The sequence below is a fragment of the Blautia pseudococcoides genome (assembly GCF_001689125.2).
Taxonomy (GTDB): Bacteria; Bacillota; Clostridia; order Lachnospirales; family Lachnospiraceae; genus Blautia; species Blautia pseudococcoides.
On the sequence record NZ_CP015405.2, the window covers coordinates 962,220 to 974,961 of the forward strand.

The following is a 12,742-nucleotide window of genomic DNA, read 5'->3' on the forward strand; positions in this document are numbered from 1 at the left end:
TCAGCCATTGTGGTTTAGCTCCTTCCATATTTCATTAAAATAATTCTTGAACTCCGGAGCGCTGCGGGAGGTGAAAGGCGTGCGGTTATCCATGGTGAGTACAATGGGGATGATTCTTTTAATGGCAGCAGGACGTTTGCCGAGGATGATGACCCGGTCTGCCATGCTTATGGCTTCCGAGATATCATGAGTCACCAGAATAGCGGTTTTCTCCTCCCGCTTGATGATTTTTCCAATGTCGTCCCCCACAGAGAGACGTGTCTGATAATCCAGGGCGGAAAAGGGTTCATCCAGAAGCAGCAGATCAGGTTCCAAAGCCAGCGTGCGGATCAGCGCGGCACGCTGCCGCATACCACCGGAAAGCTGGGACGGGCGCGATTCTTTAAACTTATCCAGGCCGTAATCAGCCAGAAGATGATTGACTTTGTCTCTGGCATTTGGGGAGTTCTTTTTCTGGATCTCCAGTCCTAAAAGTACATTGCTGTAAATGGTGCGCCATTCAAAAAGGTGGTCTTTTTGCAGCATGTAACCGATATTTGTCACTGATTCACTGAGTGGTTTTTTGTTTAGAAGAATTTCACCTTCTTCCGGGATGAGCAGACCGCAGAGCATATCCAGAAGCGTGGATTTTCCGCAGCCGGACGGACCTACGATCGCCAGGAATTCTCCTTTTTCCACAGAAAAAGATATATGGGACAGAGCGGGTGTTTCACCGGACTTTGTATGATAGGCATAACTGACATCTTTTACTTCTAAAAGAGGTGTATCCATAAGTTGTCATTCCTTTCTTATTTCTATTGGCAGGCAGGTGTGAGACTGTCTGTTTTTGGGGATGGTAATTGGCAGTTACGGTCCACGGCACTGCATTTATTGCAGGGCTGTGAATTTGTAACATACAGTATCATATGATAAAAAGCCGGGGGTTGACATATGGGAAGGGGATGCACTTGTGTTTTTCTTTGATTATTGATAAAATAAGTACGGATTGGGAAACCTATCCGGTAACGGAAACATGATTTGACAAGAACAGGAGGCAAAACTATGAGAATTTTATTTTTTGACACCAAGAACTACGACAGGGCATCCTTTGATAAACAACTGGAAAATTATCCGGGAATAGAGATCGACTATCTGAAAACAGATCTGGCACCCAAGACGGCGCCGCTGGCAAAAGGGTTTGACGCTGTGTGCGCCTTTGTAAGCTCCGACGTGGGGGCAGAGACTGTGACAGCGCTCCATGAGGCGGGGGTAAAACTGATCCTTATGCGCTGCGCGGGATTCAACAATGTGGACCTGGAAAAAGCGGGAGAGTACGGCATCCGGGTTATGCGCGTGCCGGGCTATTCCCCGGAAGCAGTAGCGGAACATGCCATGGCGCTGGCCCTTACAGCGAACCGCAGGATCCATAAGGCATATGTAAAAGTCCGGGAAAATGATTTCAGCTTAAGCGGCCTGATGGGATTTAACTTTTACCAAAAGACAGCAGGTATTGTGGGAACCGGAAAGATCGGTGCGGCTATGGCGAAAATCTGCCGTGGTTTTGGTATGAAGGTCATTGCCTATGATGTATACCAGAATCCGGACCTGGATTTTGCCGAATATGTCTCTTTGGATGAACTGCTTAAAAGAAGTGACCTGATCTCCCTGCACTGCCCGCTGATGGACAGCACCTACCACCTGATCAACAGGGAGACCATCGCAAAAATGAAGGACGGAGTGGTACTGGTCAACACGTCGAGAGGCGGACTTGTGAAGACAGAAGATTTGATCGAGGGAATCCGTGCCCGCAAGTTCTTCGGTGTGGGTCTGGATGTGTACGAGGAGGAGACAAAGAACGTATTTGAGGACCGTTCTGACGAAATTCTGGAGCATTCCACAACGGCAAGGCTCCTCTCTTTCCCAAATGTAATGATCACCTCCCATCAGGGATTCTTTACCCAGGAAGCCCTTGCAGCTATTTCCCAGACTACCCTGGACAATGCGTCTGCATTTGAAAAGGGGGAGACAAACAGTAATGAAGTTCTGAAAAGGGAATCATAAAATGGACCGGAAAAGAAACTACCAGAGAGAACTGGAAAAAGTCCTGGAACAGATAAAAAAGGAAGAAAGAGTTCCCACTTTGTTCCTGCACAGCTGCTGCGCTCCATGCAGCAGCTATGTGCTGGAATATCTGTCACAGTATTTTGAGATAACCGATTTTTTCTTCAATCCCAATATTTCACCTGAAAAGGAATATGAGAAGCGGGAGGAAGAACTTGAGCGGCTCATAGGATCCATGCCTTTTGTACATAAGCCGAAGTTTTTAAAAGGGGAGTATTGCCCTGAGAAATTTTATGCCATGGCAGAAGGAATGGAAGATATCCCGGAGGGAGGCAGGCGCTGCTTTGCCTGTTATGAAATGCGCATGGAGGAGGCTGCAAGACTTGCGGCAGAGGGAGGATATGATTATTTCACCACAACCCTGTCCATCAGTCCCCTGAAAAATGCGGCAAAGATCAATGAGATAGGAGAAAAGCTGGAAGAGAAATATCATGTCCGGCATCTGCCGTCAGATTTCAAAAAGAAAAACGGGTATAAGCGTTCCACAGAGCTTTCCGGAGAATATGGCCTGTACCGGCAGGATTTCTGCGGCTGTGTATTCTCAAAAAGGGAACGTGACAAGAGAGAGGCGGAAAAGGGTAACAGTTCAGACAAGCTGAACTGTTACCCATCCAGCCATTAAAAATCGCTTCGCGATGGGCTGGATACCTGCTGGCACTACTTTTTCATACGGTCAGCGCAGTAAATGCGCAGACCTGTCTGAACTGTTACAGAAAAGGGGCAGCAGTGATATGGAAAAATTTCTTGCACGGTACCAAAGATAATGATAAACTGTTACCCATAAGCCGGATAAGCGGCTTACGGCTGCAGCAGGTAGCAGAATCCTGGGATAGCCGGAACAATAAATAAATCAATTTGTAAAAAAGTGAGGTACATAAAGATGGCTCAGTTATGGGGCGGACGTTTCACCAAGGAGACGGATCAGTTGGTATATAATTTCAATGCGTCGTTAAGTTTTGACAATAAGCTTTACAAACAGGACATTACAGGAAGCATGGCACATGCCGCGATGCTTGCAAAACAGGGGATTATCACGGAGAAGGAGAAAGAGGCGATTCTGGAAGGCTTGAAAGGGATCCTGGCTGATATTGAAAGCGGAGCACTTGCCTTTTCCCCTGAGTATGAAGATATCCACAGTTTTGTGGAGGCGAATCTGATTGCCCGCTGCGGCGATGTGGGTAAAAAGCTGCACACAGGCAGAAGCCGCAACGACCAGGTGGCCCTTGATATGAAGATGTATGTGAGGGATGAGATCGGGGAGATTGACATCCTCTTAAAAGAACTGCTGGAGTCCATTTATAAGGTTATGGATGAGAATGTACATACTTACATGCCGGGATTCACCCATCTGCAGAAAGCGCAGCCTTTGACACTGGCACATCATTTCGGCGCGTATTTTGAGATGTTCAAGCGCGACAGGAGCCGTATGGCGGATGCAAAAAAACGTCTGAACCTCTGTCCTCTTGGAAGCGGAGCGCTGGCGGGTACCACCTATCCTCTTGACAGGGATTTTACAGCCAAAACCCTGGGATTTGACGGGCCAACCCTGAACAGCATGGATTCCGTGGCTGACAGGGATTACCTGATCGAGCTTTTGTCAGGTCTTTCCACCATTATGATGCACTTGAGCCGTTTCTGTGAGGAGATTATTCTGTGGAACTCCAATGAATACCGTTTTGTGGAGATTGATGACGGGTACAGCACAGGCAGCAGTATCATGCCCCAGAAGAAAAATCCGGATATTGCCGAGCTGGTAAGAGGAAAGACAGGTCGTGTCTATGGCGCGCTCATGTCTATTCTGACTACCATGAAAGGCATTCCTCTTGCATACAATAAAGATATGCAGGAAGACAAAGAATTTACCTTTGATGCCATTGATACCGTAAAAGGCTGCATCGCTTTATTTAACGGTATGATCGCCACCATGTCCTTCCGCAGGGAGAATATGGAAAAGAGCGCAAAGAACGGCTTTACCAATGCCACAGACGCCGCAGACTACCTGGTGAACAATGGCGTTCCGTTTAGGGATGCCCACGGCATTGTAGGACGTCTGGTGCTTGCCTGCATTGAGAAAAATATCTCTCTGGATGAGATGAGCCTTCCGGAGTATCAGGAAATCAGTCCCGTGTTCAAAGAGGACATCTATGAGGCGATCAGCATGAAGAACTGTGTGGAGAAGAGAAATACCATCGGTGCTCCTGGTGAGGCTGCCATGAAGCAGGTTCTGACACTGCACAAAAAATATCTGGAAGAAAACTAAAAAATGCTTGCTTTTTTCCTGGATTTGTTATAGTATTGTTTAGGAAAAACAAATGTGCGCACAGGAAGAACAATCCCTCCGCACAGAATACATAGACGAGGAGAATTGCCGTATGAGTGAGAAATTAAGAGTGGGTATATTAGGCGCAACAGGAATGGTAGGACAGAGATTTATCTCTCTGCTTGAAGATCATCCCTGGTTTGAAGTGGTAACTGTGGCCGCCAGTGCAAGAAGTGCAGGCAGGACATATGAGGAGGCCGTAGGCGGACGCTGGAAAATGGATACTCCCATGCCGGAAGCCGTGAAAAAGCTGGAAGTCATGAATGTATCTGAGGTGGAGAAAGTGGCATCCACCGTTGACTTTGTATTCTCTGCTGTTGATATGAGCAAAGAGGAGATCAAAGCCATTGAGGAGGCATACGCAAAGACAGAGACACCGGTTGTGTCCAACAACAGCGCACACCGCTGGACACCGGACGTACCTATGGTAGTGCCGGAGATCAATCCGGAGCACTTTGATGTCATTGAATTCCAGAAAAAACGTCTGGGGACCACAAAAGGCTTCATTGCCGTAAAACCCAACTGTTCCATCCAGAGTTACGCACCGGTGCTCACAGCATGGAGAGAATTTGAGCCATACGAAGTAGTGGCAACCACTTACCAGGCAATCTCCGGAGCAGGCAAGACCTTCAAAGACTGGCCGGAAATGCAGGGAAATGTGATCCCCTTCATCGGTGGTGAGGAAGAGAAAAGCGAGCAGGAACCTCTCCGTCTCTGGGGTGAGATAAGAGACGGCGTGATCGAGAAGGCAGCAGAGCCTGTTATCACCACCCAGTGTGTGCGTGTGCCGGTACTGAACGGACATACAGCAGCCGTATTTGTAAAATTCAGAAAGAACCCGGCCAAAGAGCAGTTGATCGAAAAGATGGTGAACTTTAAAGGGGCTCCCCAGGAGTTAGACCTGCCAAGCGCTCCCAAGCAGTTCATCCGCTATATGGAAGAAGACAACCGTCCGCAGGTTACCCTGGATGTTGATTATGAAAATGGAATGGGTGTAACGGTAGGTCGTCTGAGAGAGGACAGTGTATATGATTACAAGTTCATCGGCCTTTCTCACAACACCGTGCGCGGCGCTGCCGGCGGTGCTGTCCTTTGTGCAGAGACACTGAAAGCCAAAGGATTTATCACAAAAAAATAAAACTTTAAGTCAGACCGGGGAGCTCCCTCCGGTCTGATTGCATGGAAGAGGAGCTTTTATGAATAAATCTTTATTTATCGCAGAAAAGCCCAGTGTGGCACAGGAATTTGCCAGGGCTCTCAAAGTCCAGACTGCCCGTCATGACGGATATCTGGAGTCAGAGAACACCATTGTCACCTGGTGCGTAGGTCATCTGGTCACCATGAGCTACCCGGAGAAATATGACATGAAATATAAAAAATGGAGTCTGGAGACCCTGCCTTTTCTGCCTGAAGAATTTAAATACGAAGTCATACCGTCCGTATCCAAACAGTTTCAGATCGTGAGCGGACTACTTAACCGGGATGACGTTTCCACCATCTATGTCTGTACCGACTCCGGGCGGGAGGGAGAGTACATCTACCGCCTGGTTGCCATGATGGCAGATGTAAAAGACAAGGAACAGAAGAGGGTGTGGATTGACTCCCAGACAGAGGAAGAGATACTTAGGGGAATCCGGGAGGCAAAGGATTTAAGCGCCTATGATAATTTATCTGCCTCCGCCTATCTGCGGGCCAAGGAAGATTATCTGATGGGTATTAATTTCTCCCGGCTTCTCTCTTTAAAATATGGCAATGCCATATCTAATTACCTGGGCAGCAAATACCAGGCCATATCTGTGGGCCGTGTCATGACCTGTGTTATGGGCATGGTGGTGCGCCGGGAACGGGAAATCCGTGAATTTGTAAAAACACCCTTTTACCGTGTGCTGGGCAGCTTTTCGGCGGGCGGACACCCCTTCGACGGGGAGTGGCGTGGCGTGGAGGGCAGCCGGTATTTCCAGTCGCCTTATCTCTATAAGGAGAACGGATTCAAAGAGCGGAAACATGCGGAGGAATTAAAGGCCATTTTGTCGGCTGATCCTCCTTTTAAAGCTGTGGTGGAGAAGATCGAGAAGAAAAAGGAAAATAAAAATCCGCCTCTTCTTTTTAACCTGGCAGAGCTTCAGAATGAATGCTCCCGCTTATTTAAGATCAGCCCGGATGAGACTTTGAAAATTGTCCAGGAGCTGTATGAGAAAAAACTGGTCACTTACCCCAGAACAGATGCCCGTGTGCTCTCCACCGCGGTGGCAAAAGAGATACAGAAAAACATTGGCGGTCTGCGTGGGTATGTGCACGGAAAGCCGTTTGCAGAGGAGATCCTGGCAGAGGGCAGTTATAAGGATCTGGCGAAGACAAGATATGTCAATGACAAGCAGATCACAGACCACTATGCTATTATCCCTACGGGACAGGGAATGGGTGCTTTGGGCAGCCTCCATCCCTCTGCGGCGAAGGTTTATGAGACTGTGGTGCGCAGGTTTCTGAGTATTTTTTATCCCCCTGCTGTTTACCAGAAGGTGAGTATTGTGTCGGTGATTGAAAAGGAAAGACTGTTTTCCTCATTTAAGATCCTGGTCTCCGAGGGATACTTGAAGGTGGTGCAGAACTCTTTTGCAAAAAAGAAGGAGGAGAGTGCCCAGGAGGAAGGGGAGCAGACAGAAGATACCAGCTTCTTGGAAATACTGCAGACCATCAAAAAGGGCAGTGAGCTGGATATCACGGATTTCCAGATAAAAGAGGGGGAGACATCCCCGCCGAAACGTTACACCTCAGGTTCCATGATCCTGGCTATGGAAAATGCCGGGCAGCTCATCGAGGACGAGGAGCTGAGAGCACAGATAAAGGGAAGCGGAATCGGCACCAGTGCCACCAGGGCGGAAATTTTGAAAAAGCTTATGACCATCAAATATCTGGCCCTGAATAAGAAGACACAGGTCATCACCCCCACTTTGCTGGGAGAGATGATCTTTGACGTGGTCAATGCCTCCATCCGTTCCCTGCTGAACCCGGAGCTTACGGCAAGCTGGGAGAAAGGACTTACTTATGTGGCTGAGGGGGAGATCACCCCGGACGAATACATGGAAAAGCTGGAGAATTTTGTCAGAAGCAGAACCCAGGGCGTGCTGGGACTGAGAAATCAACTGGCGCTGAAGCAATTTTTTGACGCGGCGGCCGTATATTACAAAAAAGCCGGAAAATCCGGCGGAAAGAGGTAAAGAGAATGGAACAGTTAAAAATCAGTGAATTATACAGTGATTTAAACCAGACAATGGCAAAAGAACTTCTGGAAAGCAAGACCTATCCCTGGGAAGCGCTTCCCTTCATCAGTGGATTTATCGTTAAACTGGGCAGCACGCTCAGTGAGGAAGAGTATGAGAAAAGAGGGGAGAATGTGTGGATCGCCAAGTCCGCAAAGGTTGCACCCACGGCATTCATCAATGGTCCTGCGATCATCGGCAAAGACGCGGAAGTACGCCACTGCGCATTTATCCGCGGGAATGCGCTGGTTGGGGAAGGGGCTGTTGTGGGGAATTCCACAGAGCTTAAAAATGTGATCCTGTTCAATAAAGTACAGGTTCCCCACTACAATTACGTGGGGGATTCTATTCTGGGATTTAAGTCTCATATGGGGGCAGGCTCCATCACCTCCAATGTAAAGTCTGATAAAAAGCTGGTGGTGGTAAAAGGCGCGTCAGAAAAGATTGAGACAGGACTGAAAAAATTCGGTGCCATGCTGGGGGATGAAGTGGAAGTGGGATGCGGTTCTGTACTGAATCCGGGAACTGTGATCGGAAGCCACAGCAACATTTATCCTCTGTCCTCAGTGCGCGGAGTGGTTCCGGCTGACAGTATCTATAAGAATAAGAACGAAGTGGTGGAGAAGATAGAAGAATAAAGGCGATCCCATTTTAATAGGCGAGTCTGTATGGAATTGTGCCTGTAACTGTGAGGATACGGAACCGTTACGAATAAAGTGTAATGAATCCGGTCTGCCGGATTTTCGTGCTGGAGCGTGGTCTTTTGGGACCACGCTCCTCTTGGTAAAGCCATGCAGCATTTGGAGGCCCTTCATATGATATGGGAAAGGAGTTCCTTGCCGTGATCTGTCAGCAGGGGATGCAGAAGATTCCAGGCCTGCTTTTGATAAGGTGGCCGTCTCCCCGGATTTCAGCCGGGAAAATGGTTTCCAGTAAATGCAGGGCAGCAGTAGCGCATCAATGCCGTCAAAAACCAGTGAAAGCTGCCGCTGCTGAGAGGAGGCTCTCATGCGGTCAGATAAAATAAATCCGGTATAAAAGAAACAAGAGCATAACAGAAAGAACTGACAGACCTGCATAGAACAAAGCTCGGCTTACCGGTCCGTTGGCATGGCACAGGTCCAGGCTGATGCCGAATTTAAGTGGGTATAAAATACGCACATTTTTGTAGTTGAGCATATCAATCAGCATGTGAGAGAGCATGGCGACAAAAAAATAAGGGGTAAGGTCCGGGAAAATTCCATACACAATACCGTTTAGGATCACCAGTGCGGGCAGAGAATGCATGAAGGACCTGTGCGGCTGGTTCTTTCCAAAGGTGCACACTCCAAGGAATAGCAGAAAACTTACGGCGAGTCTGTATATGCTGCTCTCTTTTTGAAAACGGTATCGGATTCCCACATTCCATTTCCACTCGGCAAAGAGCAGTGCAGCGATGACCAATAAGGTGAGTATGGAGATTTTGTTTAGCTGTTCCCTGGAATCCGAGGTGGTTACGTCAATATCGCTGATGACTGAGCCGATGGCGGCTGTACCCAGACATAATAATAAACTGCTTAAGGTTTGAGGCTGCGTTACGCAGACGGCAGCCGCAGTACCTACAGATAGATGTGTTTTTCCTGTCATATGTACTCCAATTCTTGTTTGTATTATTTAAGTTTTGTATTCCATCTCTTTCCGCAGTCCGGAAGTTTTTTGGATAGCGGAAAGAGACAGAGATCAGTATTTCAGAAGGGCATAGCGTATGAGGAAGAGCAGCATCAAATGTACCGGGTAAAAGAGGTAGAAAAAGTATTTGATCTTCCGGCCCCTCTGTCCGTTATACATGTTGATAGGGATAAAAGCCAGGCAGGCGGGTGCTTCCCACAGCAGAGAGAGGCAGCCTGCAATGGTCCTTTCCAGGGGATAGCTCTGGAACAAGTACAGTATGATAATGAGAATGACACCTTTATAACTGTAATCTGTTTTTAAAAGATATCCCAGAAGAAGACCGGCCCCGGCGGCCACAAGTGCCAGTGCGGGCATTTTTTTGCGGGCTTCATCCATAGCCATGAGTGTAAGAAATCCGATCAGCAGGGTGATCATTACATTTTGATAAGAAAACTCCAGGACGCTGCCGTTAAAGCATAAATCAAAGGGAATCTCCGAGAGAAGGGCAAACAGGGCGAGCCGCAGTGCGTATTTCTTTCTGTCTGAGGTGTGGATAAACCCTTCAACAAGAAGAAAACAGAATATGGGAAAGGCAATGCGGCCTGTTTTTCTGAGTGCCCAGTCAATGTTCCATATAAGAAGTGTATTTTCGTAGGAAAGGGCCTGGGGCAGATTCATCTGATAGGCCTGCATGTATCCGTTTTCCAGGATGACGGCACCGATATGGTCGATCAGCATGGTGACTATGGCAATGATTTTCAGTGTAGATCCCGGAAAAACAGGGGGCAGAAGCTGCCAGCGGGATGGGCGGAATGAATTTTTTGGCATATAGTGTCTCCTTTATGTGATATTTCCTACCTATCATATATCTGAATCAGGTAATTTGGCAAGATATGTTTCACATTTATAGATACTGCTTTTGAGAGGGCACTGCATTTCGGCGCAGCCTGACTTGGGAGGCTTGTGCATGGCGCGGCATTCCCTTGGGGAAATCACCTTTCTGAGGTTCCTGATTCGATGACATTTTTTTTATTTTTATACTTCCATTTTTAATAACTATATGCTATAATAACATCGTTATAAATCTTTAGGGGCATTAGCGCAGCTGGGAGCGCGCCACAATGGCATTGTGGAGGTCACGGGTTCGAATCCCGTATGCTCCATGCCTGATTTGGAACCCGCTGTTTAGCGGGCTTTTTTTTAATGTCAATTAAAAACCAAAAGTCGATTATCTGCATAAACACTGGATTTATTAATACTTATAAACGGATTGCTTGTGTGTTTTACTATTCATTTACCACATATGATTGAGCTTTGATATGACTTAATTTTAATAACTATGATAGGCACTTTTATTGAAGTGCCGTTTCTATGTAACAGAAAAGCAGTCATATCAACTGCTCTATAAACCTATATTTACCAAGTATATTGCTTTATTGCTCGTATTGTATTAAAATCCCTGCACAAATTACTGCTGATTTATTAAACAATGAAACAAATCCACCTGCCATTGAAGATATTGCAATTACTCTTTCTTTTCTTCCTTGCCATAAACTGGAAGTCGCCGTTCTTAAAAAAATTAGTGCATAAGTATTAAACCAATTGTTTGTTATAGCACCTCAATAACCTCAAAGCGTTCAAATGTGACAGGGGTTTGAGTGGTAAATGTATAACCACGTTTCGCTGAGTCACGTGTCCAATAGCGTATATTACCTGATTTCCATTGTTCAAAGTTTTCGTCCTCCCCCTCAAGTTTTACCATGTCCCAAGTTAAGTCGCAAAATTTGACAGTTTTAAGATACACTGTCTTTATCACGCAGGCTGGATTGCCATGTCCATCCAATACGAGGGATAAATCACCAACGCTGGGTGTCTGCTCATCCTCCAATAGAATTGAGACAGTTGCCGTTTTCTTTCCTGTAAGCACCAAATTCAAAAGCTCATCTGCCATTTCAGGACTATCACCAAAAGCAAAACACTCATAATATTTTTTGTTCTCATTTTCTATAGAATTCATTTTTTATCATATCCTTTCAAATTCCAATTTGTTTCTCTAAAGTATAAGCATATCATTATCGTCAAATTCATCGCGAGGCCCCCAAGCAACTTCCCAGTAATATCCCAAGTCACTAAAATGAGCATGATATCCACCCCAAAATACATCTTGCGGTTCTTTCACAATCGTTGCACCTACATTACGTGCAAGCTCTATAATTTCTCTTACCTCTGCTTTTGATTTCGCATTATAGGCAAGTGTTATACCACAAAACCATTTCCTATCTTTAATGGATTTTCTTAATTTATATCTTTTGCTAAAAGCTCTAAAGGATAAAGTTCTAATTTTGTTCCTGAAGCATCAAAGAAAATCACATCTGGATTATCTTCTTTTTCTTCTGTCTTAAATCCTAATCCATCACGATAAAAGCGAATAGCTTTTGCCATATCTCTTGCACCTAAACAAACAATATTCATTCTATTCATAAAGTTTCTCTTATTCTAATTTTATAAATCAATTATACTATTTTCTAACACTACTAGCAACGCTAAAAAAGGAAATCTATTCCACTCTGTCTAAATCGTCAAATCCCTCAATCGTAGGGACTTTTGACAAAATCTTTCTGTCTTCATCAACATGGTTATTAACTATGTGTTTGCTTCTTGATAATCATAAAGGTTGATACTTTTATGACCCTCAATGGTTTCCCCAAACAAATCAAGGCTGTATAAATCATCATAGATATTCATCATTTCTTGAAACTTCTGTTGCTGTACCATTTTCTTTATTGGGTACAAATCAGAAGCTTTTCTGCAAGCCATTCTTCCTCGCTGTCAAAGTAATTATCGTAATGCCCATTGTCATACGGCATATCTTACAGTTACCTGTTGATATCTTTACGGTCTTTCCTGCTCATGTTAAGTACAAGTCCTATAGGAGCAAGTACGAGATAGGAAGTATCACTGTCAATGGCAATGAGAAACCAACAGAGGACAATCCGCAAGGTCTTGGCAGTTACTTGGAATTAAGCGGAATGGGTTGTGATGAAATCTTTCGCATACTGGATATGCACAACGAAACCTTTGGCGATTTGTTTAAACGGTGTGAACGGTGGTTCAGTACGGACTTCCACTTTACACGATTGGATGTAGCCATTGACGATAAGAACGAAACACCCTACTTCACGATTGAACAAATTAAGCGTAAAACTGAAAAAGAGGAATACATAGCCAACAGCAATACGCACCGTTTTAATTCCAGCAAGTGTCAAAAATTGGATTTGGCAAATACGATTTATATCAGTGCTGGGAAATCGGATATGATTTATCGTTTGTTCAAAAATGAAAATAGTTTCCGGCCGCAACCCCCTTGAACAGATGTCTTTTACCGAAACACAGTGAATTCTTCCGACTTTCT

13 protein-coding genes and 1 tRNA gene are annotated in these 12,742 nt (G+C 45.7%); 8 read left to right on the forward strand and 6 right to left on the reverse strand.

Annotated features, from left to right (window positions below):
- Positions 1-771 (reverse strand): ABC transporter ATP-binding protein, encoded by a 771-nt coding sequence (locus A4V09_RS04430; RefSeq protein WP_065541280.1) that lies wholly within the window; start codon positions 769-771, stop codon positions 1-3.
- Positions 772-1,041: 270 nt separating this feature from the next.
- Between A4V09_RS04430 and A4V09_RS04435 the strand changes: the two genes are divergently transcribed.
- The 6 genes from A4V09_RS04435 to A4V09_RS04460 all read left to right on the forward strand — a co-directional run bounded on the left by A4V09_RS04435 (position 1,042) and on the right by A4V09_RS04460 (position 8,318).
- A complete protein-coding gene (locus A4V09_RS04435; protein WP_065541281.1) occupies positions 1,042-2,040 on the forward strand; it encodes a 2-hydroxyacid dehydrogenase in 999 nt (332 codons plus the stop codon).
- Position 2,041: 1 nt separating this feature from the next.
- Positions 2,042-2,722, forward strand: coding sequence for an epoxyqueuosine reductase QueH (locus A4V09_RS04440; protein ID WP_065541282.1), 681 nt, complete (start codon positions 2,042-2,044; stop codon positions 2,720-2,722).
- A 258-nt stretch (positions 2,723-2,980) separates the two neighbouring features.
- Entirely contained in the window at positions 2,981-4,360 is a 1,380-nt protein-coding gene (gene argH / locus A4V09_RS04445; protein ID WP_065541283.1) for an argininosuccinate lyase, read from the forward strand.
- 112 nt (positions 4,361-4,472) lie between these two features.
- Complete coding sequence (gene asd / locus A4V09_RS04450) at positions 4,473-5,558, forward strand: aspartate-semialdehyde dehydrogenase (RefSeq protein WP_065544633.1); 1,086 nt, start codon at positions 4,473-4,475, stop codon at positions 5,556-5,558.
- Positions 5,559-5,616: 58 nt separating this feature from the next.
- Entirely contained in the window at positions 5,617-7,638 is a 2,022-nt protein-coding gene (locus tag A4V09_RS04455; RefSeq protein WP_065541284.1) for a DNA topoisomerase, read from the forward strand.
- A 5-nt stretch (positions 7,639-7,643) separates the two neighbouring features.
- Positions 7,644-8,318: an acyltransferase gene (locus A4V09_RS04460; RefSeq protein WP_065541285.1), complete on the forward strand. Its 675-nt coding sequence runs from the start codon at positions 7,644-7,646 to the stop codon at positions 8,316-8,318.
- Positions 8,319-8,694: 376 nt separating this feature from the next.
- Here the strand turns inward: A4V09_RS04460 and A4V09_RS04470 are convergent, their stop codons facing one another.
- On the reverse strand, positions 8,695-9,306 hold the full coding sequence (locus tag A4V09_RS04470) for a metal-dependent hydrolase (RefSeq protein WP_065541287.1): 612 nt from the start codon (positions 9,304-9,306) through the stop codon (positions 8,695-8,697).
- Positions 9,307-9,399: 93 nt separating this feature from the next.
- Positions 9,400-10,158, reverse strand: coding sequence for a TraX family protein (locus tag A4V09_RS04475; RefSeq protein WP_065541288.1), 759 nt, complete (start codon positions 10,156-10,158; stop codon positions 9,400-9,402).
- 262 nt (positions 10,159-10,420) lie between these two features.
- Here A4V09_RS04475 and A4V09_RS04480 point away from each other — a divergent pair.
- Positions 10,421-10,493, forward strand: a tRNA-Ala gene (locus A4V09_RS04480).
- 446 nt (positions 10,494-10,939) lie between these two features.
- On the opposite strand, the gene A4V09_RS04485 is transcribed toward A4V09_RS04480, so the two are convergent.
- From A4V09_RS04485 to A4V09_RS26310, 3 genes are all read right to left on the reverse strand, one after another.
- The gene (locus A4V09_RS04485) at positions 10,940-11,347 is read right to left on the reverse strand and encodes an ASCH domain-containing protein (RefSeq protein WP_065541289.1); all 408 of its coding nucleotides are present in this window, start codon (positions 11,345-11,347) and stop codon (positions 10,940-10,942) included.
- A 278-nt stretch (positions 11,348-11,625) separates the two neighbouring features.
- Positions 11,626-11,811, reverse strand: coding sequence for a VOC family protein (locus A4V09_RS25875; protein ID WP_330396507.1), 186 nt, complete (start codon positions 11,809-11,811; stop codon positions 11,626-11,628).
- Between the two features lie 162 nt (positions 11,812-11,973).
- Positions 11,974-12,147, reverse strand: coding sequence for a hypothetical protein (locus A4V09_RS26310; RefSeq protein ID WP_408606798.1), 174 nt, complete (start codon positions 12,145-12,147; stop codon positions 11,974-11,976).
- A gap of 29 nt (positions 12,148-12,176) precedes the next feature.
- Here A4V09_RS26310 and A4V09_RS24170 point away from each other — a divergent pair, with 29 nt between their 5' ends.
- Positions 12,177-12,698: a replication initiation factor domain-containing protein gene (locus A4V09_RS24170; protein WP_065541290.1), complete on the forward strand. Its 522-nt coding sequence runs from the start codon at positions 12,177-12,179 to the stop codon at positions 12,696-12,698.
- The last annotated feature ends 44 nt before the right edge of the window (positions 12,699-12,742 follow it).

Bases quoted from the DNA above. Each gene is read 5' to 3' on its own strand.
- A4V09_RS04430 (WP_065541280.1), bottom strand. From the start codon at position 771: ATGGATACACCTCTTTTAGAAGTAAAAGATGTCAGTTATGCCTATCAT.
- A4V09_RS04435 (WP_065541281.1), top strand. From the start codon at position 1,042: ATGAGAATTTTATTTTTTGACACCAAGAACTACGACAGGGCATCCTTT.
- A4V09_RS04440 (WP_065541282.1), top strand. From the start codon at position 2,042: ATGGACCGGAAAAGAAACTACCAGAGAGAACTGGAAAAAGTCCTGGAA.
- argH (WP_065541283.1), top strand. From the start codon at position 2,981: ATGGCTCAGTTATGGGGCGGACGTTTCACCAAGGAGACGGATCAGTTG.
- asd (WP_065544633.1), top strand. From the start codon at position 4,473: ATGAGTGAGAAATTAAGAGTGGGTATATTAGGCGCAACAGGAATGGTA.
- A4V09_RS04455 (WP_065541284.1), top strand. From the start codon at position 5,617: ATGAATAAATCTTTATTTATCGCAGAAAAGCCCAGTGTGGCACAGGAA.
- A4V09_RS04460 (WP_065541285.1), top strand. From the start codon at position 7,644: ATGGAACAGTTAAAAATCAGTGAATTATACAGTGATTTAAACCAGACA.
- A4V09_RS04470 (WP_065541287.1), bottom strand. From the start codon at position 9,306: ATGACAGGAAAAACACATCTATCTGTAGGTACTGCGGCTGCCGTCTGC.
- A4V09_RS04475 (WP_065541288.1), bottom strand. From the start codon at position 10,158: ATGCCAAAAAATTCATTCCGCCCATCCCGCTGGCAGCTTCTGCCCCCT.
- A4V09_RS04485 (WP_065541289.1), bottom strand. From the start codon at position 11,347: ATGAATTCTATAGAAAATGAGAACAAAAAATATTATGAGTGTTTTGCT.
- A4V09_RS25875 (WP_330396507.1), bottom strand. From the start codon at position 11,811: ATGAATAGAATGAATATTGTTTGTTTAGGTGCAAGAGATATGGCAAAA.
- A4V09_RS26310 (WP_408606798.1), bottom strand. From the start codon at position 12,147: ATGGCTTGCAGAAAAGCTTCTGATTTGTACCCAATAAAGAAAATGGTA.
- A4V09_RS24170 (WP_065541290.1), top strand. From the start codon at position 12,177: ATGCCCATTGTCATACGGCATATCTTACAGTTACCTGTTGATATCTTT.